Annotated in this window: 28 protein-coding genes; 12 read left to right on the top strand and 16 right to left on the bottom strand. The window is 39.4% G+C overall.

Annotated elements, in window-relative coordinates; all coding sequences use genetic code 11:
- Positions 1-36: 36 nt before the first annotated feature.
- The 3 genes from CXF76_RS15980 (at position 37) to CXF76_RS15970 (ending at position 2408) form a co-directional block, all read left to right on the top strand.
- Positions 37-633, top strand: coding sequence for a DUF2726 domain-containing protein (locus CXF76_RS15980; protein ID WP_007582968.1), 597 nt, complete (start codon positions 37-39; stop codon positions 631-633).
- Positions 634-755: 122 nt separating this feature from the next.
- Positions 756-1463 carry a 5'-methylthioadenosine/S-adenosylhomocysteine nucleosidase gene (mtnN, locus tag CXF76_RS15975; RefSeq protein ID WP_024607949.1) on the top strand — a complete coding sequence of 236 codons (708 nt, stop codon included), beginning with the start codon at positions 756-758 and terminating at the stop codon, positions 1461-1463.
- Complete coding sequence (locus CXF76_RS15970; protein ID WP_024607950.1) at positions 1464-2408, top strand: cobalamin biosynthesis protein CobD/CbiB; 945 nt, start codon at positions 1464-1466, stop codon at positions 2406-2408.
- 96 nt (positions 2409-2504) lie between these two features.
- Here the strand turns inward: CXF76_RS15970 and tyrS are convergent, their stop codons facing one another.
- Complete coding sequence (gene tyrS, locus CXF76_RS15965) at positions 2505-3704, bottom strand: tyrosine--tRNA ligase (RefSeq protein WP_007585427.1); 1200 nt, start codon at positions 3702-3704, stop codon at positions 2505-2507.
- Between the two features lie 322 nt (positions 3705-4026).
- On the opposite strand from tyrS, the gene CXF76_RS15960 reads away from it, so the two are divergent.
- A complete protein-coding gene (locus CXF76_RS15960) occupies positions 4027-5340 on the top strand; it encodes a peptidoglycan DD-metalloendopeptidase family protein (RefSeq protein WP_007585425.1) in 1314 nt (437 codons plus the stop codon).
- A gap of 74 nt (positions 5341-5414) precedes the next feature.
- Here CXF76_RS15960 and CXF76_RS20725 read toward each other — a convergent pair whose 3' ends face one another.
- The 5 genes from CXF76_RS20725 to CXF76_RS15940 form a co-directional block, all read right to left on the bottom strand.
- Positions 5415-5591 carry a hypothetical protein gene (locus tag CXF76_RS20725; protein ID WP_165722091.1) on the bottom strand — a complete coding sequence of 59 codons (177 nt, stop codon included), beginning with the start codon at positions 5589-5591 and terminating at the stop codon, positions 5415-5417.
- Positions 5592-5604: 13 nt separating this feature from the next.
- Positions 5605-6576 (bottom strand): aldo/keto reductase, encoded by a 972-nt coding sequence (locus CXF76_RS15955; RefSeq protein WP_007583820.1) that lies wholly within the window; start codon positions 6574-6576, stop codon positions 5605-5607.
- A 142-nt stretch (positions 6577-6718) separates the two neighbouring features.
- The gene (locus tag CXF76_RS15950; RefSeq protein ID WP_002961942.1) at positions 6719-7849 is read right to left on the bottom strand and encodes a sodium ion-translocating decarboxylase subunit beta; all 1131 of its coding nucleotides are present in this window, start codon (positions 7847-7849) and stop codon (positions 6719-6721) included.
- 13 nt (positions 7850-7862) lie between these two features.
- Positions 7863-9638 (bottom strand): sodium-extruding oxaloacetate decarboxylase subunit alpha, encoded by a 1776-nt coding sequence (oadA, locus tag CXF76_RS15945; protein WP_101164119.1) that lies wholly within the window; start codon positions 9636-9638, stop codon positions 7863-7865.
- 11 nt (positions 9639-9649) lie between these two features.
- Positions 9650-9892: an OadG family protein gene (locus CXF76_RS15940; protein WP_007583814.1), complete on the bottom strand. Its 243-nt coding sequence runs from the start codon at positions 9890-9892 to the stop codon at positions 9650-9652.
- Positions 9893-10411: 519 nt separating this feature from the next.
- Here CXF76_RS15940 and CXF76_RS15935 point away from each other — a divergent pair.
- From CXF76_RS15935 to CXF76_RS15925, 3 genes are all read left to right on the top strand, one after another.
- Positions 10412-10585, top strand: a complete 174-nt coding sequence (locus CXF76_RS15935) for a DUF1328 domain-containing protein (RefSeq protein ID WP_002961939.1) — start codon at positions 10412-10414, stop codon at positions 10583-10585.
- 58 nt (positions 10586-10643) lie between these two features.
- Positions 10644-10835: a hypothetical protein gene (locus CXF76_RS15930; protein WP_007378921.1), complete on the top strand. Its 192-nt coding sequence runs from the start codon at positions 10644-10646 to the stop codon at positions 10833-10835.
- A 132-nt stretch (positions 10836-10967) separates the two neighbouring features.
- Positions 10968-11435 (top strand): YcxB family protein, encoded by a 468-nt coding sequence (locus CXF76_RS15925; RefSeq protein WP_024608368.1) that lies wholly within the window; start codon positions 10968-10970, stop codon positions 11433-11435.
- 50 nt (positions 11436-11485) lie between these two features.
- On the opposite strand, the gene csrA is transcribed toward CXF76_RS15925, so the two are convergent.
- From csrA to CXF76_RS15895, 6 genes are all read right to left on the bottom strand, one after another.
- A complete protein-coding gene (gene csrA, locus CXF76_RS15920; protein WP_004587515.1) occupies positions 11486-11677 on the bottom strand; it encodes a carbon storage regulator CsrA in 192 nt (63 codons plus the stop codon).
- A 91-nt stretch (positions 11678-11768) separates the two neighbouring features.
- Complete coding sequence (locus tag CXF76_RS15915; RefSeq protein ID WP_101164118.1) at positions 11769-12986, bottom strand: aspartate kinase; 1218 nt, start codon at positions 12984-12986, stop codon at positions 11769-11771.
- 6 nt (positions 12987-12992) lie between these two features.
- The gene (alaS, locus tag CXF76_RS15910) at positions 12993-15593 is read right to left on the bottom strand and encodes an alanine--tRNA ligase (RefSeq protein WP_101164117.1); all 2601 of its coding nucleotides are present in this window, start codon (positions 15591-15593) and stop codon (positions 12993-12995) included.
- 19 nt (positions 15594-15612) lie between these two features.
- Positions 15613-16065, bottom strand: a complete 453-nt coding sequence (locus CXF76_RS15905; protein ID WP_007583805.1) for a regulatory protein RecX — start codon at positions 16063-16065, stop codon at positions 15613-15615.
- Entirely contained in the window at positions 16065-16853 is a 789-nt protein-coding gene (locus CXF76_RS15900; RefSeq protein ID WP_007378958.1) for a BPSS1780 family membrane protein, read from the bottom strand. Before CXF76_RS15900 ends, CXF76_RS15905 begins: the two co-directional genes overlap by 1 nt.
- Before the next feature lie 81 nt (positions 16854-16934).
- Positions 16935-17558, bottom strand: coding sequence for a GTP cyclohydrolase II (locus CXF76_RS15895; protein WP_007583803.1), 624 nt, complete (start codon positions 17556-17558; stop codon positions 16935-16937).
- Positions 17559-17809: 251 nt separating this feature from the next.
- On the opposite strand from CXF76_RS15895, the gene CXF76_RS15890 reads away from it, so the two are divergent.
- Positions 17810-18922 (top strand): energy transducer TonB, encoded by a 1113-nt coding sequence (locus CXF76_RS15890; RefSeq protein WP_024590083.1) that lies wholly within the window; start codon positions 17810-17812, stop codon positions 18920-18922.
- A gap of 92 nt (positions 18923-19014) precedes the next feature.
- A complete protein-coding gene (locus CXF76_RS15885; RefSeq protein WP_101164116.1) occupies positions 19015-20130 on the top strand; it encodes an energy transducer TonB in 1116 nt (371 codons plus the stop codon).
- A gap of 67 nt (positions 20131-20197) precedes the next feature.
- Here CXF76_RS15885 and CXF76_RS15880 read toward each other — a convergent pair whose 3' ends face one another.
- The 3 genes from CXF76_RS15880 to CXF76_RS15870 all read right to left on the bottom strand — a co-directional run bounded on the left by CXF76_RS15880 (position 20198) and on the right by CXF76_RS15870 (position 21797).
- Positions 20198-20707, bottom strand: coding sequence for a hypothetical protein (locus CXF76_RS15880; RefSeq protein ID WP_101164115.1), 510 nt, complete (start codon positions 20705-20707; stop codon positions 20198-20200).
- A gap of 99 nt (positions 20708-20806) precedes the next feature.
- Entirely contained in the window at positions 20807-21256 is a 450-nt protein-coding gene (locus tag CXF76_RS15875; protein WP_010555493.1) for a low molecular weight protein-tyrosine-phosphatase, read from the bottom strand.
- 34 nt (positions 21257-21290) lie between these two features.
- The gene (locus CXF76_RS15870; RefSeq protein WP_007583795.1) at positions 21291-21797 is read right to left on the bottom strand and encodes a DUF3087 domain-containing protein; all 507 of its coding nucleotides are present in this window, start codon (positions 21795-21797) and stop codon (positions 21291-21293) included.
- Positions 21798-21952: 155 nt separating this feature from the next.
- Between CXF76_RS15870 and CXF76_RS15865 the strand changes: the two genes are divergently transcribed.
- The 3 genes from CXF76_RS15865 to CXF76_RS15855 are packed head-to-tail and all read left to right on the top strand — an operon-like array spanning position 21953 to position 23773.
- The gene (locus CXF76_RS15865) at positions 21953-22588 is read left to right on the top strand and encodes an energy transducer TonB (protein ID WP_024590086.1); all 636 of its coding nucleotides are present in this window, start codon (positions 21953-21955) and stop codon (positions 22586-22588) included.
- A 14-nt stretch (positions 22589-22602) separates the two neighbouring features.
- Positions 22603-23163 (top strand): sigma-70 family RNA polymerase sigma factor, encoded by a 561-nt coding sequence (locus CXF76_RS15860; RefSeq protein WP_024590087.1) that lies wholly within the window; start codon positions 22603-22605, stop codon positions 23161-23163.
- Positions 23150-23773: a hypothetical protein gene (locus CXF76_RS15855; protein ID WP_024590088.1), complete on the top strand. Its 624-nt coding sequence runs from the start codon at positions 23150-23152 to the stop codon at positions 23771-23773. Before CXF76_RS15860 ends, CXF76_RS15855 begins: the two co-directional genes overlap by 14 nt.
- 163 nt (positions 23774-23936) lie before the next feature.
- Here the strand turns inward: CXF76_RS15855 and CXF76_RS15850 are convergent.
- Positions 23937-24472, bottom strand: a 536-nt coding sequence (locus tag CXF76_RS15850; RefSeq protein ID WP_157823355.1) for a hypothetical protein, incomplete at its 5' end; no start/stop codon positions are given.

The following is a 24472-nucleotide window of genomic DNA, read 5'->3' as shown; positions in this document are numbered from 1 at the left end:
TTGAGCAGTGTCAATTTGTTGTTATGGAGTTACCGTATGGAATTCGCTTTATTATTAATTCTAGTATTAGTTGTCGGGGCTTCTGTTGTTGCGTCAAAATTTAATGACGATGGCGGAAACCCGTATCCTTTTACCCGCAAGCAAACTGTTTTTACGCAGGTTGAAGGCGCTTTTTTAAATCTTCTCGAGCGTGCTGTAGGCGATCAATATAAAATTGTTAGTCGCGTTAAGTTAATTGACGTTATTGACTGTAAGCAAGGTCTTTCTATTAAATCTAAACGTGCTGCTTTAGCTAAAGCTAAAAATAAGCAACTCGACTTTGTATTAATCGATAAAGAAAAACTCACTATTGTTGCGGCCGTTGACCTAGTTAACAATGCGAATAAAGATGGTCACAAAGCTCAACGCGACTGGTTTGTAAACGGTGCACTAGAGTCTGCGGGCATTCCACATATTCGTATGAAAGTTAAATCAGGCTACCGTCCTTCTGAAGTACGCGATGCAATTATGTTTAAACTTGGTAAGCCTGCAGCAACACAAACGCAGCGCCCTGTTCGTAATCGCTCACATAAGCCAGCGGTACTTTCACCTTCTCAAGCCAAAGCACAAACAACTGCTTTAGCTGAAATTTAAAAACCAAATTAAATACTCTCCTAAAAAGTATTTAAAGCGAGCTCATAAACAAGCTCGCTTTTTTGTTTTTTATTGCTAACTTCACGTATAATCAAGTGATTCAAACTCAGGAATTAAACATTATGAATGTTGGTATTATTGGCGCAATGGAGCCAGAAGTTAAAATTTTACGTGAAGCGATGCAAAACCCACAAATTTTAACTAAAGCAGGTTTCACTTTTTATACTGGTGAATTGGCTGGTAACACAGTAACACTTGTTCAATCTGGTATTGGTAAAGTAGCATCAACAATTGCAACTACCTTACTGATTGATAACTTCAAACCTGATTGCGTAATTAACACAGGCTCTGCCGGTGGATTCGATCCTTCTCTAAGTGTTGGCGACGTAGTAATTTCGTCAGAAGTACGTCATCACGATGTAGATGTTACTGCTTTTGGCTACGAAATTGGCCAAGTACCACAAATGCCAGCAGGCTTTGCAGCTCACCCTAAATTAGTTGAAGCAGCACAACAAACAATCGAACAAATCAGTGATGTTAAAACACTTGTTGGCTTAATTTGTACTGGTGACACATTTATGTGTGACCCTGTGCGTATCGATAAAGCACGCAGTGATTTTCCTACAATGCTTGCCGTTGAAATGGAAGGCGCTTCAATTGCACAAACGTGTTTTACGCTTAACACACCATTTGTTGTAATTCGCTCAATGTCTGATATAGCAGGTAAAGAGTCACCACAATCATTTGAAGAATACCTAGAAACAGCATCAATCAACTCATCTAAAATGGTTGTCGCACTTTTAGAAAAGCTAACTGCAGTGTCTCTGTAAATGCTTAGCAATATTGTTCAAAACCACTTGGACTTTATTGCCTTCATACTAGCGCTCCTTGCTGAGCGCTTTATTCCCCTTATTAGCTGGTATCATCCTAATACAGCGTTAAATGCTGTTTTTAGTGCTATTGGCAAGCGCATATACAAAAGCAAAGAACCTAAAAGCTATCAATATTTGGCAGCTATACTCGCAAGCACGCTCATTTTAAGTGTCATTCTCATTATTGTAGTGCTACTACTCGAGTTTGCTTTTTACCCTGAATTACTCGCAGGTCTTATTTTATACTTATGCTTAGAAAGTAAGAGTATTGATAAAAAAGCACTTCGCATTGCAAAGCTAACTAAACAAAATCAAAAATCGACAGCACGCGAATTACTAAAACCACTGCTTGCCCGTGAAGTTAATAGGCTTTCATCTCCTGGTATTATTAAAGCATTAATTGAAAGCTTAATACTGCGCACTGCTCGATACTATTTCGTAGTTATATTTATATTTTTAGCCTTTGGCCCTATTGCTGCCCTCGCCTATCGATTGCTTACTTTAATACAACAAGCCTGGCGTAGTGATATATCCCCAAATAGCTACTTTTTAAAACCGCTTAAAACTCTCTTGTTTATTATTGAGTATATTCCAATGCGCTTACTCGCTTTAACTATTGCAGCAAGTAGAGCGAGCAAACAAAGCATGCACTACATAAAGCATTATGGCAGACATTTTTACCAAACAAATACAGGTTGGCTACTAAGCACATGCTCTGCATCACTTGGTGTGCAGCTGGGCGGGCCTGCAGTTTATTTGGGTACTCGCTTTAATAAAATGCGTATAGGTACTGATAGACTACCTACACCCGAGGATATACCTGTAATAATTAATAGATTAAATCAGGCGCGTGTATTTTGGTTGTTAGTAATTGTAAGTATTGAAATATTAAAAGTGATTTAGTGACTATTTAGTGACTACCTCGTAACTATTTACAGACCCCAAAATACGAGCACTAAAAAACCAGCCTAGGCTGGTTTTTTAGTTTTCAAACGGTATTTAAGCTACAGTGATGTTTGCAAACTTACGTTTACCTACTTGGTAAATAGCTGTTGTGCCTTTTGCTATTTCAAGTTTGGTGTCAGTGATTTTATCTTCACCGTTAAGTTTAACTGCACCTTGCTTAATCATACGCATTGCTTCTGACGTACTAACTACTAAATTTGCTTCTTTAAGCAAGTTAGCAATTAAAATAGTATCTTCTGCGATAGTGATTGTCAGCTCTGGGATTTCATCTGGTAACGCTTTTTTCTGAAAACGCTGAATAAAATCATCATGTGCACCTTGTGCATCAGCTTCACTATGAAAACGAGCAATTAACTCTTTAGCTAGTTCTATTTTAATATCGCGCGGGTTAGTACCTTGCTCAACACGTTCTTTTTGAGCTGCAATTTCTTCAATAGAAAGCGCGCTTAATAAATCGTAATAACGCCACATTAGCACATCACTAATTGACATTATTTTACCAAACATATCGTTTGGCGCATCAGTAATACCAATATAGTTACCAAGCGACTTAGACATTTTTTGAACGCCGTCAGTACCTTCAAGTAATGGCATCATTAATACTGTTTGCGGCTTTTGCCCTTCAACTTTTTGTAGCTCACGACCCATGAGCAAGTTAAAGCGCTGATCAGTACCGCCCAGTTCAACATCTGACTCTAGTGCAACCGAATCCCAACCTTGTACCAGTGGATATAAAAACTCATGAATTGCAATTGGTTGACCGCTGCCGTAACGCTTTTTAAAGTCATCACGTTCAAGCATGCGCGCTACTGTTTGGTTAGCAGCAAGTTTTATCATACCTGCAGCGCCTAACTTTTCCATCCAAGTAGAGTTAAATGCAACAGTGGTTTTAGCAGGATCTAGAATTTTGAATACTTGTTCTTTATATGTTTCGGCATTGGCTAGTACGTCTTCGCGAGTAAGTGGTTTACGCGTTACGTTTTTACCTGTTGGGTCGCCAATCATGCCAGTAAAGTCACCAATTAAGAAAATAACCTCATGACCTAAATCCTGAAAGGTTTTCATTTTATTAATTAGTACAGTGTGCCCTAAATGTAAATCAGGGGCTGTAGGATCAAAGCCAGCTTTTATTTTTAGCTTTTTGCCCGACTTTAGTTTTTCAACTAGTTCGTCTTCAATTAATATTTCTTCTGCACCGCGTTTTATCTCTGCTAGAGCGGTTTGTAAATCCACTTTGTGTTACTCCAAAATTCTGCCTACGAAGGGGCGGACTAGTTACTTGTAATCACGGTTTAATATAGGTTTAAACCGAATATATATATGTAGCTAACATAACAAATTTCTACCTAATTAAAATAACTTTTTAAGTTATTAATGCAACTAAACAAAATGAATTGAGTCTTAGTTAGATAGGACGTTAAAAAAGGCTTCTTAACCCTGATTTTAGCGTAGTTTAAGGTTAGTTTAAATCTACAAAGCACTAGTATTCGTACATTATTAAGTATATCCTGCAATATTATGTATTTATTATCTTGACAGCAGAAAAAGGCACGTTATGGTTCACGTGGTTAACACTCTCCCAAAAAAACACAAATTGCTTATTTTAGGTTTAGTTTCTGCTATTGCCGGCTTGGCATTTCTTCCTTCTGAAAAAGCGACTGCTTCTAAAGACAATAATGCAGATGCATTAGAGATAGGCAAGCGCTATGAGTTACAAGTTAAAGTTGATGACAACGAAAAATTAACTGAGTTAAATTCAGAGCAAGCAGCAGAAAAGTTACCAGAATACGACTTTGTCGATCATAAAGTTAAAAATGGCGACAATTTAGCAATTATCTTCAAACGTGCTGGTTTTTCAGCTCAAACGCTCCATAAACTAATTAACACTAACGCAGAAACGCGCAAGCTAACTAAAATTCACCCCGGTGAAATACTTAGCTTTGCGACAGCTGAAGATGGCTCTTTGGCTCAACTGCGCTATGTGATTTCAAAAACCGATACTTTATTTGTTACCTTAAATGAAGAAGGTAACTACGATACAGCTATTGATAGTAAAGAAATTGAAACGCTAACCAAAACCGCTGGCGGCGAAATATCTAACAACTTTTGGACTTCAGCAATAGCGGCAGGTTTAAGCGAACGTCAAATAATGAACTTTGCTGACATATTTGGTTGGGATGTTGATTTTGCAAACGACATTCGTAAAGGCGATGTGTTTGGCTTAATTTATGAGTCTCATTATGTTGATGGCGAGTTTATTGGTACCGGTAAAATTATTGCCGCTGAATTTGTAAACCAAGGTCAGCGCTTTGCAGCGATTCGCCATACCGACGGCAATTTTTATACGCCTGAAGGGCGTAGCATGAAAAAAGCATTTTTACGTGCACCTGTAAGCTTTAAGTATATTAGTTCGAGCTTTAATCCTCGTCGCTTACACCCAGTTACTGGGCAAGTTAGAGCGCACCGTGGTATCGACTTTGCAGCACGCACTGGCACACCGGTGGTTGCATCAGGTAACGGTAAGGTAGTTAAAGCGGGTTACAGCAAGTACAACGGTAACTACGTATTTATTAGCCATGGCACACAATATGTAACTAAGTACTTACACCTAAATAAGAAACTAGTTAAAACGGGCCAAAAAGTTAAACAGGGCCAACAAATTGGTACTGTAGGTTCTACTGGTCGTGTTACTGGCGCGCATTTACACTATGAATTTTTAGTAAATGGCGTTCACCGTAATCCTAAAACAGTAAAACTTCCCAAATCAGAGCCATTACCTCGCTCAGAACTTGCTAAGTTTAAACCTATTGCAGATAACTTTATTGCCCAACTTGAGCGTAATCGCGAGCTACAGTTAGCACTTAAATAAAGTTTATTAATAAACATTAAAAAAGCCTTTGCAGGTTAAACCTGCAAAGGCTTTTTTGTATACGCTAAAAACCATTAGTACATTAGTACATAAATGAGCTGAATCACTAAGGACATCATCACTAATGGCCAAATATATTTGCTGTATTTGGTTGCACCGTTGAGCCCTATTTTACTTTGATATTTTTCAAGCAATGGAATAAGTATCGCTAGCGCGACAAACAAACCAATTAAAATAACGAATATATTCATATTAGTGCCCTACTTATGGTAGCTCATGGCCTTTAGCGCTTACATAAAGTGCATACCAATGCTCACGAGTTAGTTGTACGTTTACAGCATCACAAGAGGCTTTAATACGCTTGGCATTAGTTGTTCCAATAATCGGCTGAATAGATGCGGGATGGCGCAGTAACCATGCAATAACAATAGCCTCAGCAGACGTATCATAAAGTGCAGCCAGCTTATTAACTAAAAGACTCGTGTTTATATCAGCCTGCGATGCGTTTGATAAATCACTGCCGCTGTATAATCCTTGGCATAAACTGCCCCAGCTTTGAATTTGAATTTCAAAATGGCGACAGTACTCAATACTACCGGGCGTAAAATTAAGATCTTTACCGTCACTGTTACCGGCATATACACCTTCATCAACAAACTGATGTTTTTGTAAACTAGCCTCAATTTGATTAGCCACAATCGGCATATCAAGTGCATGCTGTAAAAAATTCATTTGATGTTGCTGCATATTCGATACGGCAAAATTGCGCACTTTACCGCTTTCTTTTAAGCAACTAAATATACGAGCAATTTCGTTAACTTCCATGAGTGGATCAGGACGATGTAGCATAAGTACGTCTAAATAGTCTGTATTTAATCGCTTCAAGGATGCTTCAACTGATTGCTCAATCCACTTTGATGAAAAATCATAGCGCTTTGGCCCTAAGTCATCTTCAAAACGAATCCCACACTTAGATTGAATATACATGTGCTCTCTAAGCTCTGGTCGCTCGCTTAATGCTTTACCAAAAACCTGCTCCGCTTTACCAAAAGTATAAATATCAGCATGGTCAAAAAAGTTAATGCCACCTTCAATAGCGTTATCTATGCATTCATGAGTTTGCTTAACATGTGCATCAGTGATTGCGTCTTTATTCCAACCGCCGCCCAGACCCATGCATCCGAATACAAGCTTACTAACATGAGGTAAGTGCTTTGCTAAAGGTGTGTGAAGCATGATAACTATCCTTAAAATTTTGAAGAGCTGTTACTGTAAACAAAAAGCGCTGAACAAGAAACTATTTAGCGATGAACAAATTAAGAACAAAAAAAAGCGCAGTAAACTGCGCTAAATCATTTATTAACTACCACGTTAATTATTAGCCAACAAGTGCTAATAAAATACCCGCAGCAACTGCACTACCAAGTACACCCGCTACGTTGGGTCCCATAGCATGCATAAGTAAAAAGTTATGTGGGTTACTTTCAAGGCCCACTTTATTAACTACTCGTGCCGCCATTGGCACAGCCGATACACCTGCCGCCCCAATTAATGGGTTTATAGGTGTTTTAGATATACGGTTAAGTCCTTTTGCCATAAATACGCCAGATGCCGTACCAATTGCAAAAGCCAGTGCGCCAAGCACTAAAATACCAATCGTCTCAACAGTTAAAAACTTATCTGCAGCAAGCTTTGAGCCTACAGCTAAACCTAAAAATATAGTTGTAACATTGATGATTTCGTTTTGAGCACTGTTACTTAATCTATCAACAACACCCGACTCTCGCATTAAGTTACCTAAACAAAACATACCTACAAGCGGTATAGCAGCCGGTAAAAACATAGCCGTTAAACTAAGTACCATTAGAGGAAAAATAATCTTTTCCTTTTTAGATACTTTGCGAAGCTCTGGCATCTTAATTTTACGTTCTTCTGGGGTTGTTAACGCACGCATAATTGGCGGTTGAATAATTGGCACAAGAGCCATGTATGAATATGCGGCTACCGCTATTGCACCAAGTAAATCAGGTGCCAGTTTTGACGCTAAAAATATTGCCGTTGGTCCATCTGCACCACCAATAATGGCAATAGCCGATGCGTCCTGTAGAGTAAACTCAAAACCTGGCACATAGTTAAGTAATATTGCGCCAAACAGTGTAGCAAAAATACCAAATTGTGCAGCCGCACCTAATAGCAACATACGTGGGTTTGCAATAAGCGCGCTAAAGTCGGTCAGCGCCCCTACTCCCATAAATATCAATAACGGAAAAATCCCCGTATCAATACCCACGTAATAAACGTAATACAATAGCCCACCTGGGTCTGACAAACCTGCCACAGGTACATTTGTTAAAATTGCACCAAAACCAATTGGTAATAGTAATAATGGTTCAAAACCTTTAGCTATCGCTAAAAACAGTAATAAACACCCTACCGCAATCATAATTAACGATGGGATTGTAAAGTTAGCAATGCCAGTAGCATTCCAGAGGTTTAAAATACCTTCCATCCTCTATTTACTCCTAAGCTAATGCAATCATAGCGTCGCCGGTAGTTACAGCATCGCCTTCACTAACTAACACTTCAGCGATTGTTCCGGTATGCGTAGCGCGTATTTCAGTTTCCATTTTCATGGCTTCCATAATAATCACTACATCGCCTTCGTTAACAACTTGCCCAGCTTTTACCTTAATCTTAAAAATATTACCGGCTAAAGGGGCATTAAGTGTTTCACCTGATGCAACTGAAGCAGACTGAGGAATGTGCTCAGAATCCTTTAAAGTTACTTCTTTGAGTTCACCACCTTGCGCTACAACTACATCGTAAACTTTACCGTCTACTTTTACGCTGTATTGCTCAGCTTTAACGCTACTATTATTTGAGCCTGATTTTGGTGCTACCTTATTGCTCTTATCTTCAACAGTAGGAATAGGCTCAAATGCATCAGGGTTGTTGCGGTTTTTAATAAACTTAAAACCAACTTGTGGAAACAATGCATAAGTTAGTACATCATCAATTTGATCATCAGCAAATGTTAAACCTTGCGCTTCTTTTAATAATTCAGCTTCAAGCGTTGCAAGCTCTGGTGCAATGTTATCTGCAGGGCGACAAGTAATAACCTCAGCTCCATCAAGCACACGCTCTTGTAGCTCTTTATTCATTGGTGCTGGTGTTAAGCCATATTCACCTTTTAATACGCCAGCAGTTTCTTTAGTGATTGTTTTATAACGCTCACCGGTTAGCACGTTAAGTACTGCTTGAGTACCTACAATTTGCGACGTGGGTGTTACTAAAGGTAAAAAACCAAGATCTTCACGTACACGTGGGATCTCAAGTAAAACTTCATTAAGCTTATCTGCCGCGCCTTGCTCTTTAAGTTGGTTTTCCATGTTTGTAAGCATGCCACCAGGTACTTGAGCTAGTAAAATACGACCATCAACCCCTTTTAAGCTACCTTCAAATGCCGCATATTTTTTACGTACATCTCTAAAGTAAGCAGCAATTTCTTCTAGATGGTTTAAATCAAGGTCAGTATCGCGCTCGGTACCTTCAACTATCGATACTATCGTTTCAGTTGCGGTGTGTCCGTAAGTCATACTCATAGATGAAATAGCGGTATCAAGCATATCAATGCCTGCATCAATCGCTTTTTGATAAGTCGCAGTACTTAAGCCAGTTGTAGCGTGGCACTGCATAGCAATAGGAACCGATACGGTTTCTTTAAGTGCTTTAATTAGTTTTTCAGCATCGTACGGCTTTAATAAACCCGCCATGTCTTTAATACAAATTGAGTGACAGCCTAAATCTTCTAATTGCTTAGCAAGAGTTAACCACATATCAAGCGTATGAACAGGGCTTACAGTATATGAAATAGTACCTTGAGCATGTGCGCCTACTTTTATAGCCGCTTTAATCGCTGTTTCTAAGTTACGTACATCGTTCATTGCATCAAATATACGAAATACGTCAACGCCATTTTTATGTGCGCGTTCTACAAATTTTTCAACTACGTCATCAGCGTAATGGCGGTAACCCAATAGGTTTTGACCGCGTAAAAGCATTTGCTGTTTAGTATTAGGCATCGCTTTTTTAAGCGCACGAATACGCTCCCAAGGATCTTCGCCTAAATAACGAATACACGAATCAAATGTAGCACCACCCCACGATTCAATAGACCAGTAACCTGCATCGTCTAACTTGCTAGCAATCGGTAGCATATCGTCTAGGCGCATACGTGTTGCGAGTAATGATTGGTGCGCATCGCGTAATACCAATTCTGTTAATTTTAATTTAGCCATGTGTGTGCCCCTTATTTATTATTTGATTTGTACTGAGCAATGGCAGCACTAATAGCAGCGATGTGCTCATTTGGCACACCTTGAGATTTAAAAGACGGTGATTTAGCTGGTGATGCTTCTGGTTCGCTATAGCGCGTCACCAAATTAGACATAAGCGTTACTGCACCAATTAATATCGACAGAAATACAAACACCCCAACCATACCAGTTAGCATTAAGCTACCAGCCGTTGTGAGTAGAGCACCTATATCCATTTTTCTCCCCCTTGAAACCAATATCGAAAATAAAAAATCGATTTAATTAAATATTTATTCACTGGATAATAACAAAACTAGTCGCTTTGTCTACATCTTGTAAATTGGTAAAACCAATTAAACTATAAACAACATAACAATCAACTTATTTACATGCCATAACCCAGCAATCATGCGCCCTACAATACATTTAGGAAATAACGACTATAGCTAATAGTTATATAGAAGTTGTTAATTAACTATTCAACTTAATAAAAATAAACACCAAACTTTATAATAAGTATAAAAATACGCACCAATTGTTAATTGGTCTTACCAAAAAAATTATTCTTAGCGGATTTTTGCCAGCAATTTGTAACAGTGTGAATAACTTACATAACAAAGCGTAAAAGTTACTAACTAACAAATAACTAAAAATACAACCAAAAAACATAAGCTATTGATATTAATAAAAAATAAACTTTGGCATGTAACTGGCATTAGTTATTGTGAGCAAATTTGATAACCAAGGAGAAAACAATGTTACGCTGGACAATTACATTTTTAGTTATTGCTTTAATCGCTGCAGTGTTAGGTTTTGGTGGCATCGCAGGTGCCGCAGCTGGTATAGCAAAAATTATATTTTTTATCTTTTTAGTACTTTTAGTGATCTCATTAGTTTCAGGTGCACTACGTGGTAAATCACCCAGGTAGATAAAGCATTCAACTAACAAACACTAAAATTTAATTAATACTTACAAGGAATTACATTATGAATTCAACAACTGTAAAAGCAGCACTAATCGGTCTATTCGCAAGTTTCTTCATCATGGGTTGTGAAGATAATCATGCAGAAGACGCAGGCGAACGTATTGACGAAGCAGTAACTGACGTGCAAAACAAAGTAGAAGATGCATGTGAAAATGTTAAAGAAGGCGTAAACGCTGAAGAAACTAACTGTTAATTCTTCTTGTATCGCTAAAAAACGGCCTTAGGGCCGTTTTTTTGTGCCTGTAATAAAATCACTGACTATAAAGCTGCTCATTTAGCGGTTAGCTTGTTAAAATAAAAAAAACGATATTTAAAGCAAGGCAATATGGCATTTACAACAACCTACACACTAGATAAACCTTACTTTTACGAGTGCTTTGATGAGTCACTCCCGTACAGTAAGCGCGCCAAACCTAAGTACTTTTTACTTGTACTCCTCGTTGCGCTTGGTTTATTTGGCATTTATGTTTTAAACGATCATTACTTAGGATCGTTTATGATCATGCTAGGTGTACTAGAGTGCGTCGCTTTTTACTATCGCAGACCTTGGTGGGTAACCAGACAAATGCTCAGCAGAGCGTCGGGCTCTGAGGTTACACTTACCTTTGATGAAGAAGGCATTAAATCGGCTAATCATTACAAAAGCTTTCAGCTAACTTGGCAAGACATAAGCGAAGTAATAGATACTCAGCAAGGTATTATTATTAAAAATAAAAGCGGAATGCAGTACATTTCAAAACAAATACTAACCCCAGAAATACTCGCCTTTATAAACAAAAAAGCCACTCAGTGAGTGGCTTTTTGACTAGTTGAGTTAATTACTCAACTACGTATACGTGTTGATTAAGCATTGCCCGGATTAGGGTTCGACTTTTCAGCTTGTATGCGCATGTAAATCTCTTCACGATGCACTGATACGTCTTTTGGTGCATTAACACCGATTCGAACTTGATTTCCTTTAACACCTAGAACAGTAACTGTTACTTCGTCACCAATCATTAGGGTTTCACCTACTCTACGAGTTAGTATTAGCATTCTCTTGCTCCCATGTTCCAATAAAAATTATAAGATTCCGCTTAAACATACTAATGAAAATTAGACTGAAAAGTAAGTAAAAACTCTCAATCTATCCATTTTCTGTTAAAAATGCTTTGTGTAATGCACGAACTGCCAACTCTAGGTACTTTTCATCTATTAAAACTGAAATTTTGATCTCAGAAGTCGAGACTAAAACCACATTAATATTTTCCTGCGCTAATGCATCAAAAAATAAACTTGCTACACCAGAATGCGATTTCATACCCATTCCAACAGCAGAAACTTTAGCTACCGTTGGTAACCCGCTTATATTTCGAGCACTGAGTTGAGCTTGATCTTCGCTCAATAATTCAAGTGCTTGCAGATAATCATTCGAGTGCACAGTAAAAGCATAGTCTATTTTTTCAAAGATATGATTAACTTGATTAATCATATCTATTTCGATGCCATTATCAGCAAAAAGTTTCAATATTTTTGAAAGATATTGCGTACCGCTTGGCACACCATCTACTTTAATTAAACATTCGTCACGATTAAACGCAATTCCCGATACCACCTTGCTTGGCATATCGTTCTCCTCAAAACTTATTAATGTGCCTTCATCAGGATTAAAACTAGAAAGCACCCTAAGTGGCACATTGTGTCTACCTGCAGCTTCTACCGAGCGAATATGCAAAACTTTTGCGCCTAAACTTGCCAGCTCTAGCATTTCGGCAAAAGTAACTTGGCTCATTCTGCGCGCGTTAGGTTCAACACGAGGATCTGTAGTATATACGCCGTCAACGTCTGTATAGATCTGGCATTCGTCGGCTTTTATAGCCGCTGCTATTTCTACAGCCGATGTATCGGTGCCGCCGCGTCCAAGCGTTGTAATATTGCCCTCAATATCACGTCCCTGGAACCCAGCAATAATAGCAATACGATTATGCTCAAGCTCATGCTTTAAGCGCGTAGCAGCAACCTCTGCAATACGAGCTTTACCAAACATGTTGTCGGTTAGAATATTGACTTGATCCGCTAATAAGCTTACAGCTGAATGACCACGTTTGATAATAGCCATAGCAAGCAGTGATACAGAAACCTGCTCTCCGGTGCTAATAAGTACATCTAGTTCACGGCTACTCGGGCGAGTATCAATTTGTTTGGCGAGGTTAATTAAGCGGTTGGTTTCTCCCGACATAGCCGAGAGCACCACAACCACTTGATGTCCTTGTTGCCTGGTTTTAACAACAAGGTCGGCGACCGCTTCAATTCGCTCTATTGAGCCGACCGAAGTGCCACCGAATTTTTGAACAATAAGCGCCACTTAGGCTTAAGTACGCTCAGTTAACCAAGCTGTAACGCTATCTAGTGCAGCAGCAAGATTTTGTGGCTCACTACCACCAGCTTGTGCCATATCTGGACGACCGCCACCTTTACCACCTACTTGACCTGCCATATGATTAACTAACTCACCGGCTTTTACTTTGCCTGTTAAGTCTTTCGTTACACCGGCAATTAGGCTTACTTTGTCGCCACTGGCAACACCCAGTGCAATAACACCTGAGCCAATCTTGTTTTTAAGGTCATCAACCATACTGCGAAGCGCTTTAGATTCAGTACCTTCAACGTTTGCTACAAGTAGCTTAACGCCATTAATTTCAACAATCGAATCAAGTAAAGACGCGCCCGCTGCACTTGCTAGCTTATCGCTAAGCTGTGCAATTTGCTTTTCAAGGCCTTTAGATTTTTCAAGCAACGCAGTTACTTTTTCAAGTACCGATGCGCTATCGCCTTTAACTAAAGCTGCAACATCGCTAAGTTGTTGCTCTTGCTCGCTAACGTACGCTACAGCCTCTGCACCGGTTACCGCTTCAATTCGGCGAACACCTGCGGCAATACCGCTTTCAGATACAATTTTGAATAAACCAATATCGCCAGCGCGCTCAACGTGAGTACCACCACAAAGCTCAATAGAGTAGTCGCCAATAGTAACTACACGTACTTCGTCATCGTACTTTTCGCCAAACAATGCCATAGCACCTTTCGCTTTAGCATCATCAATAGCCATAAGCTCAGTATTAAGTGCAAAGTTACGACGAATTTCGTCATTAACTACACGCTCAATTTCACGTAGCTCATCTTTAGTAACTGCTTCAAAATGCGAAAAGTCAAAACGTAAACGATCTGGCTGAACAAGTGAGCCTTTTTGGCCTACATGGTCACCTAATAGTTGGCGTAGTGCTTCGTGTAAAATATGCGTAGCTGTGTGGTTTTTCTTAATGCTGTCGCGGCGCGTATCATCAATAGTGGCGTCAACTTTATCGTTAACACCAATACGGCCTTGTACAGTACCGTGGTGAGCAAAAGCATTACCAAGCTTAGTGGTATTAGTAACATTAAATTCGCCACCAGCAACTGTAATAGTACCCGTGTCACCCGTTTGACCGCCTGATTCAGCGTAAAACGGTGTGCGGTCTAGTACTACAATACCTTGTTGACCATCTTCTAATAACTGAACAGCTTCGCCACCGGCAAAAATTTCAATAACGGTCGCGCTGTAATGTGTGCTGTCGTAACCTTTAAAGTCAGTGTGTTTATCTGATTTTAATTGGTCATTGTAATCAGCGCCAAACTTACCCGCTTGTTGCGCTGTTTTACGTTGTACAGCCATACATTCTTCAAAGCCTTGATGATCAATTGTCATCTGGCGCTCACGCGCAACATCGGCCGTTAAATCAGCTGGAAAACCATACGTATCATAAAGTTTAAATACTAAGTCGCCCGGTATAATATCGCCTTTAAGGTCGCTTAAGCTTTCTTCTAAAATAGCTAAGCCACGCTCAAGTGTTTTACCAAACTGTTCTTCTTCAATGCGTAATACTTTTTCAATAATTTCTTGTTGCTTAGCAAGCTCAGGGTACGCTTGACCCATTTGCTCAATTAGCGCAGCAACTAATTTATAGAAAAACGAACCTTGTGCACCTAATTTGTTACCGTGGCGCACAGCACGACGAATAATACGGCGCAGTACATAACCACGGCCTTCGTTAGATGGCATAACACCGTCTGAGATCAAAAACGCACACGAACGAATATGATCCGCCACTACGCGTAGTGACTTGTCGTCCATGTCTTGTGCATTAGTAACACTTGCAGCAGCAGCAATTAAGCCTTGGAATAAATCGATTTCGTAGTTTGAATGCACGCCCTGCAAAATAGCAGAAATACGCTCAAGGCCCATTCCCGTATCAACAGATTGCTTAGGTAGAGGCAACATTGTACCGTCGCTTTGACGGTTGTATTGCATAAATACAAGGTTCCAAATTTCGATGAAACGGTCGCCGTCTTCCTCAGGAGAGCCCGGAGGACCGCCCCAAATATGCTCGCCATGGTCATAAAATATTTCAGAACACGGACCACACGGACCAGTATCGCCCATAGACCAAAAGTTGTCTGAGGTCGCAATACGAATAATGCGGTCCTCTGGCAAGCCAATTTCGTTAGCCCAGTAACCAAACGCTTCTTCGTCATCGTGATAAATAGTTACTAAAAGTTTTTCTTTAGGTAGGCTTACTACCTCAGTTAAAAACTCCCATGCAAACTTAATCGCGTCTTGCTTAAAGTAATCACCAAAGCTGAAGTTACCTAACATTTCAAAAAATGTATGGTGGCGAGCAGTGTAGCCTACGTTTTCTAAATCGTTATGCTTACCGCCAGCACGTACACAGCGCTGCGAGCTTGTCGCACGTGTATAAGGGCGGCTTTCTGCGCCTAAAAATACATCTTTAAATTGCACCATGCCGGCATTGTTAAATAACAACGTGGCATCGTTACCCGGTATAAGCGAGCTAGAAGGTACTATTTGATGTTGCTTGCTGGCAAAAAAGTCTAAAAACTGTTGCCTAATTTGTGCGGTAGTCATGTGCTGCATTTGAAAGTCTCACCTGTATTTACTGTGCTTGCATTGCAAAATTAATTTCATCGTAGCTAAAACCCCGATACATTAAGTAGCGCACGCGCTTAGCTTTATCTTTGTAATCGAGATCGGCCGGTGTATTCGAATATTTTTTATTGTACGCATCCTGCGCAAGCTCAAACCAATCTACTTCAAGCTCTTCAACTACCAATTCAAGTAGCGAACGATCAATCCCTTTGCCCATAGCTTCGCTTTGTATTCGCTTAAGCCCGTGGCATTTAAATATGTGTTTTCTTACAAAGCCTTCACAGTATCGCTGCTCGTTAATAAAATTATGCTTTTCGCACCAATCAAGCAGCGTTTCAATAAACTCTTCTGTGGCTTCTTTTTGCTGTAATTTAAGCGTTAACTCACGACGCGAATATTCTTGGCGCCCTAGTAACCAAAGTACATAGTTTTTTAGTTTTTGCTTTAATTTATCATCCATTAAGCGTCAAAACGCCCGCTTGTTTCACTGCTAAGTGGCTTAACATTAATGTCGTCACTTGGTGGTACAACAGGCATAAAAATGGCTTGATAAGATACAAAAAAGCTAATGTAGCAAATCGGCATTAAAATCAACAGTGGTAAGAACGATAAGAACATCGAAAGCGCCATAAATAATGCGCAAATAAGGCCAAAAACGCCAAGTGGCAAAATGTTATGATAAAACACCATTAACGATTTTTTAAGCGCCGTTAAAATACGTGTTTCTTTACTAAAATAAACAAGCGGTACAGCGTAAGCAAACGCCGTTAAATAAATTAGCATTGCCATAAAAAACAAAATGACATTCGCGCCCGAAATACTCTCAAGCATTTGTTCAAGTGCTACGTTTGGATCAAGTCCTGGTTGGCTCATAACAGCCACTGCATCGGCAAATAAGCCATTAGCAAGTAACGCCATTAAAATGCCCGCACCCATTTGATAAAGTGCTAAACGCAATAACCCTAAGCGATTTCCCTTAGCCGTAAATGGCTTGAGAATATCGGCTAGCATAATTTTTCCGCCCTGCTGCTTACTAAGCACCGCTTGGTAAAACCCTGCGGTTAAAAATGGCGTAGCGAGTGCTGCTACTACTTGCAGCAGCGGTAAAAATAAAGACAGCAGCCCTACAATACCAATAAATAAATGCATAAAAATAAAGGTTGCTGGCTGGGTTTTAAAAATAAGCCATCCGGCTTTTAACCACTTTAGCCCTGCATCGGCTTTAAAAATTCGTAATTGTGTAGACATACTTGCTCTTAATTTAAAACGAAACACGCCAAGTATAACTTGGCGTGAGGGGGTATTAATAGACGAAACGTAATTAAATGATTAAGGTTTTTTAATTTTCTTAATATCTAACATATGCGCGCCATGCTTAATTTTTGTTTCTAGGTACGATTTATTACCCGCAACACCCGCTTTAATGTGCGCATGCGTGCCCACAACCGAGTCAACATTAATACCGGCATCTTTTAATGCGTTAAGCTTTTTAGGATTATTGGTCATTAATTTAACGTGGCTTAAATTAAGCGCATTAAGCATTAACACAGCATCCGAAAAGTCACGTAAATCATCAGCAAAGCCTAAATGATTATTAGCTTCGTAGGTGTTCATACCTTGCGATTGCAATACGTAAGCATCAATTTTGTTGTATAAACCAATGCCACGACCTTCTTGGCGTAAATACAATAAAATACCGCCTTGCTCGTGCATCATTTCAATACATTCATTTAGCTGCTCGCCGCAATCACAACGCGATGAGTAAAATACATCACCTGTTAAACACTCTGAATGCATACGAATAAGCGGTACATCTTGCTCTGTATCAGCGTTGTTAAACACCATAGCAATATGTTCTTTACCATCTTTTAAATCAGTAAATGAGATTATTTCTGCAGGGATATCACTATTTCTGCCAACATTAAGCTGGACTCTTGCTCTTACTTGCGCCACGACAAATCCAAATATTTAAATAACTACGACACGACAATAAAGTGATAATATCACAAAATAGGATAAATACACCGTAGTACAAGACTGTTTATGGCAAATATATGGCGACGACAGGCGTTATTTTCAATGATCGTTAAGCAATTAATAACCCGAATATTACAACCTCGCTTGTTTACTTTAATTTACCTAAAATAATGACAAACCTTGATAGTTTTGGTAATTTTATGGGCTAATAAATAATAGGGATTATTATGAAGTACCAACAGCTCGCCATATCGATAGGATTAAGCTTATTAGCCTTTGCTAACTCCACTTTCGCAAACCAAGTAAATAGCATTCAAGTTGTATCTGCAAACGCCGAAGAAACTGACTCAGCATTTGTTGCAGCCAAAGAACAAGCTGAAAAAGAAGCACAACTTGCCTATCAAAAAGGGCTCGCTCTATATGGAGAAAATAGCAATGAAACGGCAAAGCTTGCTATTAACTACGCCAAAGCCATCAATAATTATACTGCAAAGAACATTATGGTTATAGGGAATGGCAATGAAAAGAAACGGTTTGATTTGTATTCACAGGCCCACCGTATTTTAGTTAAAAACTATGGCGAAAACTCAATAGAGACTATGGATACGCTACTAGCCAAAGCCACTCATACCAATAAATCATATATCGCAGTCAAAAACTTTAAGCAACTCATTAAAATCGCTGAATTACAAAATAACCCAGGCCTTGTCGCCAATATGCAATTTGAAGCTGCAGAAACATTACTTTATAGGTTTAGCCATAGCGAATACTCTTTAGTGAAAATATACGCTCAAGATGCAGATAAGTATTACCAAGCCCAGCTACCTGATAATGCAGTAGAGCGTATAAAGTCTGACTTTTTAATGGTTTCATTTGAGAGTGGCCGTAAAGATTACGACAAAGCAACTAAAAGGCTAAACCGTATAGTTGGCTTATTTGATAAATATAAAAATTTAGATCAAAGCTTTGAGCTTAATGCACATGTTGGCTTAGTTCAGCTATATGAAAAACAAGATGAAAGCGATAAAGCGACTAAACACGCCTTAGCCTTTGCTAAAAATACGCACTGGAAAAATACCTCAGAGCAAAATCCACTCTACATAACCGAGCCTATATACCCTCGCGGTGAAACTAAAAGTCATGTAATAGTTATATTAGAGATTACTGTTGATACCCATGGCTTTGTGAAAAATCCTAAGGTTATTAGTTCTGAAGGTTCTAAAGCGTTTGAAAAATCAGCGATAGCCGCTGTTAAACAATGGCGTTACGCTCCAAAGTTTAAAAATGGAAAACCTGTAAATGCAACAACTCAAGCTGAACTGTATTTTGAACGCCTTTAAGTAGTTTTACCATTCAGTCAAAAATTATATTAATAAGAAACTGTTGTAATTACGTCAACCTAGTTTCAATTTAAAAGTTAATAGGGATTATTATGAAACGTCAGCAACTCGCTTTATTTATAGGCTTAAGTTTATCTGCTTTGAGCGCAACAACTTTAAGTACTACAGCACTCGCCAGCCAAGCAAGCGATCCTCAAGCGGTATTTAGCCAAGCATACCAAAGCTATTTAGCAGCAGTTAAAGCAGACAAAAACGTACAACAAACTGCCAAACTTGCTTACACATCAGGTAAAGCCGTTTACGGTAAAAGCGACGACAATACTGCCAACTTAGCTATTAATTACGCTAAAGCAATAAAAGGCTACGGCGATGAGCTAAACGAACAGCGTTTTGCACTTTATAACGAAGCCCATACTATTTTAGCTGCAAACCACGGTAAACTATCAATAGAAACAATTGATGCACTGCTCGGCCAAGCTAACTACACAACATCAGCTTACAAAGCAGCTAACTTTTTAGAACAAGTAATAGATATAGCTAAAACACAAAATAAGCCTAAGTTTGTAGCCGACATGAAACTAGAAGCGGCATCACTGCTTGCTAAAAAGTTTAGCTCTAAAAAATATCGCGAAGCGAAAAACTACCTAGAAGAAGCCGACGAATACTACCGTGAAAATCTACCTAGTAGCTCGGTAGAGCAAATTAAAGCTAACTTTTTAATAGCCGTATTTGCCGAAGGCAGTAAAAAATATAATCAGGCAATTGAGCGCTTAAACAACATAGTTACCGCGTTTGACGATAACTTAAAATACGATCACAGTGCTGAGCTAACCGCTCATTCTAAACTTGTAGGTCTGTACGAAAAACAAGGCAAAAGCGAAGAAGCAACTAAACACTGCCTCGCTATCGCTCAAATGGTGCCATGGAAAGAATCGCAAGAGCAAACACCACTCTATCGTGTTAATCCTAAATACCCAGTGCACAAAGCCAGATTTAGTACCGATGGTAGCGTTATTATGGAGTTTGAGGTAGACGCAGCTGGCTTTGTAAAAAACCCAAAAGTACTTAGCTCTGAAGGCGGCAGCGCATTTGAAAAGTCAGCCAAAGCAGCGCTTGAGCAATGGCGTTACGCGCCAAAGTTTGAAAATGGCAAACCCGTTAGCGCTATTTCTCAGGTACAGCTCGACTTTAAAATTAACCGCCACTAAAAGCGGCTCATTAAAAAAGGCGCTTTATGCGCCTTTTTTAATACCAACTAATACAAATTCTACGTAGTTAAAATTCGTAACTTACGCTAATACCGCCATCGGCTCTTTTTTCGTTGCTATCGCTTGCTTTACCATAGCCCACATCTAGCTCTAATCTAAAACCAGCGCTGTTCAATCCATTAAAGTTATAGCTGTAAGTAAGCCCTATGCCGTTTGTTGTTTCTTCATCAAAAATTCCGCCAATTACACAACCTAGCGTATTAGCAAAGTCAGTTGCTACATCATTAGTTGAACTTTCACACTCTTGGTCTGTATCTCTTGCACCAATAGCGCCCACAAGCGCGCCAAAAGCATGTTTTTTATTATCGCTAACTGCTTGTTCAAAACCGGCTGAAAAACCATCATCAAGGCCTAGTTTATAATTTGCATACCAGCGTTGTGTGTCGTCGTTAGCCGACAAAGACACTTCAGGAATAACTAAATAAGGATAGCCACCCCCAATCGAAAAACTAACATCGTTAGCAAAAGTAGAACAAGAAGCGATAGATAAAGTGAGTAGTAATATTTTTTTTTTCATAAAGTTCCCTTTGAGTAAGTATAAAATGTACTTACTTTAGGAACATCATGCAATACGACAAAAAGCTCGTTAAATTTAGCTTTAGTAATAAAATAGGGATTAAATTTTAGCGAGTATTTTGTCGCTAGCCGCTTCAATTAAATCGAGCACATTTTCAAAGCCATCATCGCCGCCGTAATAAGGATCGGGAATAGCGCTTTGGGCTTGCTCGCCATATTCTAAAAATAGCGCCAGCTTATAGCGTAAATGCTCAGGGCATTGCGCTGTTAAATCAGCTAAATTTTGTGTATCGGCCGCTAAAATTAAATCAAATTCAGTAAAATCGCTTGTGCGTACTTTACGTGAATAAATACCTTTAAAACTATAACCGCGCTTCTCCCCTGCTGCCATTGAGCGACTATCAGGCGTTTTACCTTCGTGGTAACCAATAGTCCCTGCCGAATCAACTTTAACGTTAACGCCTAGTTTTTTAGCACGGGCTTTTAATACCGCCTCTGCGGTTGGCGAGCGGCAAATATTACCTAAACAAACTATGAGTACTTTTTTCATTAAGGCTCCTCTAACTAATTTAAAAACCTAAGCTTTAAAACTGTTTTAAAATACTTGCGTCGTAATCTTCAACGTTAAGCGTTACGTTATGTTGCGCTGCAACAGATTCAAGCTCAGCTTGTTTAATGGCTAAATCGTCCATAGTGATTAGGTTATCGTCTAACTGCCACAATAACCGAGAGCCCGCGTAGCTATAGTGAATCGCTAATAACGCATCGGCATTACCTTCACGGCCAGCGGCTTTTAACTTAGCCATTTTACGGGTTATTTTATTAAGTGCTTTTTTAAGCTCCCACACATAAACAACTTCTGTCATAAACGTATGTGTACGATATTTATGAAGTAACCACGCAAGCCCAACGCTAGTAATAGCAACGCCTATTAAGTTCCAATGAAAGTGGCTACCACTTTCATCAGGAAATAAAGCAATCAGCGTTTGCGATATAGCCAAGCTGCCTACCGCCAAACCAATACCACATCCTGCAATAACACGGTTTAAATGTTTACGGTAACGCGCTTTATTTATTTCAATGAGTTGCATAACAGCCTAAAAAGTTAAGTTTTAATATTTGCGAATGGCTATTGTAACTAAACCCCACATTTTTTATAAAATTATTTCACCCCTTTTTGATTTGCCACCCGTTATAGCTTTGAAAACACCCTAATTGTAGTGGTCAATAAAATTTGGAGCGGCTTATGCACACACTTGAAGTACCTAACAACCCAGTATTTATTAAAACATCGACTGCCGTTATCGGCGGCGCCGCGATGACTTTTGCAGCTTTTGCGTTTATGCAATATTTAATAAGTGGCGAGCAACGCGCACCGGTAAAACCAGGGGACGATATTATAGTAGAAATTTTTAAGGCGCCTGAGGATTCAAAGCTAAGGCATATACAAAAAATACAGCCGCCACCGCCAATGCCTAAAGTGCCGCAAAAAGCTCCACCGCTTGATACATCAGCCGATCCTGTGCTGGCAATTAGCGACTTTACGCCGATTACAATTGACGATTTTGGTGGCGACATTAACAACACCATTAATCGCCCAACGGGAGATGCAACACCCATTGTGCGCATTAGCCCTAAATACCCAACAACAGCAGCGCGCGATGGTATTGAAGGTTGGGTGCAACTAAGCTTTAGTATTTCGCCAACGGGGGAGGTAATCGACCCAGTAGTTATTAACGCCGAGCCAAAACGTACCTTTGACCGCGAAGCAATAAGAGCCATTAAACGCTGGAAATATCGCCCCAAAGTAATTGAAGGTGTGGCACAATTACAAACAGGTCAAACTGTACAGCTCGATTTTAAATTAGATAACTCTATTTAACGGACTAAACGCCTATGCTACTAAGTATTAAGTCATGGTTATTTGAAACGCCAAGCAAGGACTGCATGGCAAGTTACGCAAAAAGTGGCGACAATCGTTACTTAGAGCAGCTTATCGCCCTCTACAGTAACGACTTATACCACTACCTTGTTACGCAATCTAATACGCATTTAGCATACGACGTAAGTCAACAAACATGGCTAAAAGTAATCGAAAAGCGCCACCTTTACCAAGCACAAACCACACCCAAAGCGTGGTTATTTAAACTTGCCCGCAACACACTCATTGACGAATACCGCAGGCAACAACACTTTGTAGAGTTTGACGAAAACACGTATTTACCCGCAAAGCAAAGTGAGCAAAGCGATACAAATATAAGTTACGAAGCATTCGACGCCGCACTTAAACAACTGAGTTTTGTACAACGCGAAGCCATTACATTACAACAAGAAGGCTTTTCGCTCACCGACATAGAACTTATAACGCAAAGCAGCCTCGAGACCATTAAAACAAGGCTGCGCTATGCCAAGCAAAACCTTAAACGTTTATTAGGAGCAAACAATGAACAAGCCTGATGAGCCGTTTGATCAAAAGCTCACACAACATTACAAAGAGCGAAAAGCGCGCACTACACTTACAAGTGATCAGCAAAAAGTGCTACTTAATAAAGCCACGCACACTAAGCCTAAAAAAATCGGCTTTACGCTACAGCTAATCAGCCTAGCCTGCGCACTGGGTGTGTTTGCATTTATTGTGTTTGATAATAACAACATAATAAATACAGAGCCCAAAACCGTGCTTAACAGCGTACTTAAGACTATAGACATTCACGACTATTCAATTATTAAAACACACGAAATAAATCCATCCGGCAGCTACGCAAGCTCTATTACAGAGCAAAAACACGCACTCGACAGCCAATTCGCTAATGATTTACGCCGCCACCAACAACGCCACATAGAATACGGCACTCTAGTGAAGGTAGATAACGACTGGTATATAGTCAGCTGTAATGACGAGGTGCTAGTGCAAATTAAGCATTCGCTGTTGAGTGATTTAAAAGGTAAACACGCGGTAGAAAGTAATATAAATACGGGTGATATGCTCGCTATGGCACATAACGGTAAGGGGCAGATTATTGCGCTTAAACATGCGGGAATTGGGGTTAAGGTGTGTAGAGGTTAATGAACTGTTTGCGACTAAGCAAAAATAACCCCCAAAGGTTTAAAAGTCATTCAACTATTAGACAATAACTTTAAAGATTAACAGAGAAAATTTACCAGTCAGAACTTATTTAGGAAGCCAACTTAGCGCAATTAGCGTTTAAATAGTCACTAAAAATATATTTTCATCCTGAGTGGGAGCACTGCTTTAGGAAACTATTTTTCCACTCTTTAAGTGCTTTCTTAGTGTCTTCAGTTTCTATTCTTATATTTCTGGGGGGTTGTGAAGTCCAGCCATGTTTGCGCGGCGTTGAGGTTCCATCAGGGTATATCAATTTGTATTCAAATGGAGGTGGAGACAACCTCATCTCACTGTAACTTTCGACTGCACTCTTGTTTAAAGCCACAACTTTATCAGAGCTGTAATCCCATATAACTATATTATCACCTACGTTACTAATAATATGACCACACATATTATCTTCACGATTTTTAATTATTATCTTATATTTGGCTAACTCAATCTTAGATGAAATAGACTTTAAGTGATAACCGTAAGCCGCATATGACACTAACATCAAAATCACTATAGTTAGAGCGTTTACAAATAGCATATTAGTTTCTTTTTCATACCCAGTATGCTTATCACTATAAACTATTCCCTTGGTACGATCTTTTTCCTCTAATAGATGAAAAATATCCTTTGTAGCTTTAATTATTG

It is taken from the genome of Pseudoalteromonas sp. 78C3 (assembly GCF_002836695.1).
Classification (GTDB): Bacteria; Pseudomonadota; Gammaproteobacteria; order Enterobacterales; family Alteromonadaceae; genus Pseudoalteromonas; species Pseudoalteromonas arctica.
The sequence above is the reverse complement of the archived record's forward strand: the minus strand, read 5'-3'. Positions and strand labels throughout refer to the sequence as shown.